The organism is Pseudomonadota bacterium, from assembly GCA_030859565.1.
GTDB lineage: Bacteria > Pseudomonadota > Gammaproteobacteria > JACCXJ01 > JACCXJ01 > USCg-Taylor.
The window spans coordinates 1-4,670 of the sequence record JALZJW010000213.1; the positions used below are offsets into that span (position 1 = coordinate 1).

The following is a 4,670-nucleotide window of genomic DNA, read 5'->3' on the forward strand; positions in this document are numbered from 1 at the left end:
TCCATCAGGGCCCGGAGGCGACCAAGGCCTCACCAACAGGCCGGATATATGGGAGCAACTGCGCTCACCGACTGCTGCAATCGAAGAGAAAAATGCTTGCAAATCGGGAGGAGTCCATATATGGATGTAGCGAAGCGGAATCCGGGTGGTTCGTTGCATAGTCGTCCTCCGGTTCCTCTCATGTTTCATCCGGGATTCCGCCGTTACTACGGGTAGGGCAACGTACGTCAGGCTGGGTCAAACGGATTCAGGATCGAGGATCCCAATCGTGAGAAGTGGCTGGTGTTGCGAGTGACCAGGGTAAGGTCGCGCGTGAGTGCGATGGCGGCGATCTGCTTATCGATGGCGTTTTCGGGGTGGGGTACGCACAGGCGTCCCCAGATCTGTGCCTCTTCACGACCGAACTCCAGCATCTGCTCGCCGAAGTCGGCGAGCAGTTTCTCCAGCCAGGTTTCCAGCCGCTTCATCTGGGAGAGGTCGTCACGGTGGCGCAGCAACTCGATACCGCGCCTGATTTCACCCACAGTGATGACGCTGATGAAGAGCGGCGTGCCGCCCGCCGCCGCGTCCTTGAAGAATCGGTTTACACCGGGGTTGGCCTTGCGGCCTTTTCGAGCTTCGCTGATGACGTTGGTGTCAACGAGGTACATGGTCGCGGAAGCTTGCATCGATGCGCTCGAAGTCAGCGTCCTCGCCCACGCCGGGCATGCGAACCAGCACTTCCGCGAACGTTCTTCGACGCGGTCGGAGCAAAGCTTGCGCGAGGATACGGCGATGCTCGGCTTCAGCGCTGGTACCGTGCCGACCGGCCCGCGCCTTGAGCGCTTGGACGATGTCTTCATCGACGTTGCGGACGATAAGATTGGCCATGACGGATCTCCTGTAGGAGTCGAGAGCGATAGTGATTGCAATGATAGCACCCGGCGATCACGCGCTCAAGCCGGTTGCACCCCCTCATCGGGGTCGAGCGGCGCGAACATCCGTGCCCTTGCGACCACGAACTATTCGATCATCAGGAGCGCCGCGGCCACATTGCGATCTTCGGATAACAAGATAACGTAGCTGCGGCAAGCGGCCGCCGTATCCATCACTTCAAAGCCGATGCCCGCGCTTAATAGACTGGCGCCAATGTCCGCGGACGGAAAACGCAACCGCGTTCCGGTTCCGAAGAGGACGATTTCGGGCTTGAGCTGGGTAATGGCCGTGAAGTGCTCGGGCAGCACCTCATCGAAGCGTTGGGGCGGCCAGTCGCGGAGAAGTTGCGTGGGCGTGATGATGAAGCTTTGCGTCAGGGTCTCCTCGTTGACCACGATGGCGCCCCGGCGATAGGAGCGGATGGCATAAGCGCCGGGATGACTGTGGAGATCAAGCCGCATCGGATCCTCGGCGGGATCGTCACTCACACCGGCGCTGGCCGCTTATTGAGCTTGCGCTGTAGCGTTCGCCGGTGCATTCCCAGACGCCGGGCGGCTTCGGAGACGTTGGCTCGGCACTCGACCAAAACACGCTGAATGTGCTCCCACTCGATGCGGTCCATCGAGATCGGGTGCGGCGCGGCCTCGGCGCGGGTATTGCCGTCGTCGCGGTGGAAGGCCGCCATGATCTCGTCGGCGTCGGTGGGCTTCGTCAGGTAGTAAGTAGCGCCGAGCTTTATAGCCTCGACGGCCGTGGTAATGCTGGCATAACCGGTGAGGACGACAATCTTCATCTCGGGATCTTGCGCCCGGAGCCGGGCCACCAGCGCGAGCCCCGAGGGACCGGGCATACGCAGATCGACCACGGCATAGCCGGGCGCATGCTGTTCGGCCAGCCGTAGACCGTCCTCGGCGTTGTGAGCGATGAAGGTATCGAGGCCTCGCCGGGCCAGCGCATCGCCCAGAACCTCGCAAAACGCGGCATCATCGTCCACCAGTATCACAGCAGGCGCCGGAGCTTCGAGCATGGCATCGATCATAACGGCTTCGCGGTCATTAAGGGAGTGAGCGGTAAGCCGATTTTGACGCATACACCGGAAGGCCTCCGCTCTTCCAGATCGAGCGTACCGCCGAGTCGATCGAGCGTCGTGCGCGCGAGATACAAGCCAAGGCCCAAGCCCTTTCCCGCGGGTTTTGTGGTTACGAAAGGTGTCCCGATGTGCTTGCGCAACGTCTCGGGCAGGCCGGCGCCATCGTCGTAGACCGTGATCTCGAGGCGATCGTCGGTCCATATCGCCTCTACCGCCACGGATTGCGCCGCCGCATCGGCGGCGTTGTTGAGCACATTGAGAAGCGCCTGTGTGAGGGTTCGATCGGCGATGATTTGCGCTGCCGGCTGAGGTCCGGAACGCTTCACCCGCGGCGCGAGCCCGGGATGCAGCTGACGCCATTCGCCGATCAGATCGTCGAGATAGCGATCCAGATAAACGGGCCGCCCCGCGTCGGCTTGGGCCGCGCCCGAACGCGCCGCTATGCTCGACAGAATCCCTTTACAGCGCATCACCTGGCTGTGCAATAGCTGAAGTTTTTCCGTGAGCGTCTCGTTGTCCTCATAGTCGCGTTCCAATTCCTTGGCCAAGATTGCGATCGTCGCGAGCGGGGTCCCGAGCTCGTGGGCCGTTCCGGCGGCCAGCGAGCCCAAGGCCGCGAGTTGGCCGGCTTCGAGCGCTTTTTCCCGGGCCTGCGCAAGGTCCCGATCGTGTTGGCGTAAGGTGGAGCCCATGCGCGCCACGAAATACGCCACGACCATGGCGCTCAATAGAAACCCGAGCCACATCCCCCAGACATGGAAGGCAAACTCATGTCCGATCTGGGTGCTCTCCGGAGGATGGACCTCTACGTAAAGCGGGTGCACATGAACGAACAAAAGCCCGGTGTAAAAGAGCGCCGCCTCGGCGGCAATGATCCAGGTGTAGCGGCGCGGCAAGAGGGCCGCGGCGACGATGACGGGTAAAAGTAGCAAGGATGCGAATGGGTTAGCCGATCCTCCTGTAAACAATAACAGCACCGCCAGCCCGAGGACATCGACGAGAAGCTGTGTCAGGATGCTGCGCTCCGAAACCGGAATCCCCGATTGAAGGGTGCGCCAACTGAAAAACGTGAAACCGCCGAGAGCGATGATTACAATCGCCACGGGCAGTATTGAGGGCGGCATCGCCAGGATATAATGCGCGGCAATGGCGGCGGCGAGTTGCCCGCAGATCACGACGACCCGCACCAGCAATAAGTACTGAAGGCAGAGCTTCGACAGCGCGCTGTCGCGGGGGGCTGGATCGGCGTTCGTGTCTGTAAGCATCTTTGGAGTCCGGAAACCGGTGCGTCGCGGCCGTCCTGGAGCTGGCTGTCAGACCGCACGATGTTATTCTAGCATTGCCGTTGCGAGAAACCTTATCCGGACAACGGGCCGATTCACTGGCAAACATGAGCAACAAACCACAGCGCCTTGGTAAATACCGTATTGTGAGGGAGCTATCCCGCAACAGTTCAGCGGCGGTTTTCCTCGCCCAAGATCCCTACGTCGATCGCCCGGTTGCGCTCAAGGTTCCTGCGGCGAGCATCGCGGAGGCTGCTCCGGAGGAAATCCGGAATCGATTTTTTATCGAGGCGCAAGCAACCGCGGCGTTGCGTCATCCCAGCATCGTGCAAGTATTCGACGCCGGAATCGAGGGTGATACCTGTTATATCGCGATGGAGTACATCGTGGAGGGGGCGACGCTTAAAGCGCATTGTACGCCGGATCGCCTGTTGCCGGTGGAGCGTGTCGTCGAGCTTATTTTTAGATGTGCGAAAGCCCTGGATCATGCGCACGCGCAGGGTGTGTTACACCGCGACATCAAGCCTACCAATCTCTTATTGACTCCCGAGGGCGAGGTCAAGATCGGCGATTTCGGTATCGCTTACATCAACCGCGGAAACAGCAAGGAAGGCCTGACGCTCGGCTTCGCGGGCTCGCCAGGCTATATGTCGCCCGAGCAGGTCCAAGAGGAGCCCATCTCGGGCCAAACCGATCTCTTTTCCCTGGGCGTGGTCATGTATGAAATGCTGACCGGCCGGCATCCCTTCTACGCCCAGCGTTTCTCGGAGGTGATCCATCGCGTCGTTAACGAGGATCCGGCGCCGATGAGCGCACACCGGCCCGATACGTCCCCCGTCTTGGAACGCATCGTCGGGCGTGCGCTCGAAAAAGCACCGGCGAGCCGATATAAACGCGGCCTCGATTTGGCTTCGGATCTCGCGGCGATCTTCGGATCTCTATGGGTGCCCGCACGCGACATATCGCTGAGCGAACGCTTTCAAGAGCTGCGGCGGCTCGCGGTTTTTTCCGAGTTTAGCGATGAAGACCTGTGGACGATTATCCGCGGCAGTATCCGGCAAGAGTTCTCGGAGGATGACCCGATACTGACCGGCGGCGAGATTGAGGACGCGTTATATATCATCGTGGAAGGCAGCGCCGTCGTAGTGCAAGCGAAAAAGAAAATGGCCCTGCTCAACGAAGGCGGTTGCTTCGGGGAAATCGGCAAGATCACCGAGGGTGCACGGGCGGCGGCGATCATAGCGAATCGCCATTGCTCGGTGCTCAAGGTCAACGAAACGATGCTGGAGCAGTTATCACCGGAGTGTCAACTGCGTTTTTACCGGCTGTTTATGAAGAGCGTGCTCCAGCGTTTGGCGAGCATGACGGAATTCGCGCTGAAG

At 60.4% G+C, this 4,670-nt stretch carries 6 protein-coding genes; 1 reads left to right on the top strand and 5 read right to left on the bottom strand.

Going from position 1 to position 4,670, the window contains the following annotated elements; translation table 11 throughout:
* Nucleotides 1-227 precede the first annotated feature (227 nt).
* From M3436_19405 to M3436_19425, 5 genes are all read right to left on the bottom strand, one after another.
* Entirely contained in the window at nt 228-650 is a 423-nt protein-coding gene (locus tag M3436_19405; GenBank protein ID MDQ3566154.1) for a type II toxin-antitoxin system VapC family toxin, read from the bottom strand.
* Nucleotides 637-870 carry a DNA-binding protein gene (locus tag M3436_19410; GenBank protein ID MDQ3566155.1) on the bottom strand — a complete coding sequence of 78 codons (234 nt, stop codon included), beginning with the start codon at nt 868-870 and terminating at the stop codon, nt 637-639. The genes M3436_19405 and M3436_19410 overlap by 14 nt, the downstream gene beginning before the upstream one ends.
* A gap of 131 nt (nt 871-1,001) precedes the next feature.
* A complete protein-coding gene (locus M3436_19415) occupies nt 1,002-1,403 on the bottom strand; it encodes an Mth938-like domain-containing protein (GenBank protein ID MDQ3566156.1) in 402 nt (133 codons plus the stop codon).
* Nucleotides 1,400-1,954: a response regulator transcription factor gene (locus M3436_19420; GenBank protein ID MDQ3566157.1), complete on the bottom strand. Its 555-nt coding sequence runs from the start codon at nt 1,952-1,954 to the stop codon at nt 1,400-1,402. Before M3436_19420 ends, M3436_19415 begins: the two co-directional genes overlap by 4 nt.
* Nucleotides 1,951-3,270 carry an ATP-binding protein gene (locus tag M3436_19425; protein ID MDQ3566158.1) on the bottom strand — a complete coding sequence of 440 codons (1,320 nt, stop codon included), beginning with the start codon at nt 3,268-3,270 and terminating at the stop codon, nt 1,951-1,953. Before M3436_19425 ends, M3436_19420 begins: the two co-directional genes overlap by 4 nt.
* Nucleotides 3,271-3,395: 125 nt before the next feature.
* On the opposite strand from M3436_19425, the gene M3436_19430 reads away from it, so the two are divergent.
* Nucleotides 3,396-4,670: serine/threonine-protein kinase (locus M3436_19430; GenBank protein MDQ3566159.1), on the top strand; the 1,275-nt coding region annotated here is incomplete at its 3' end.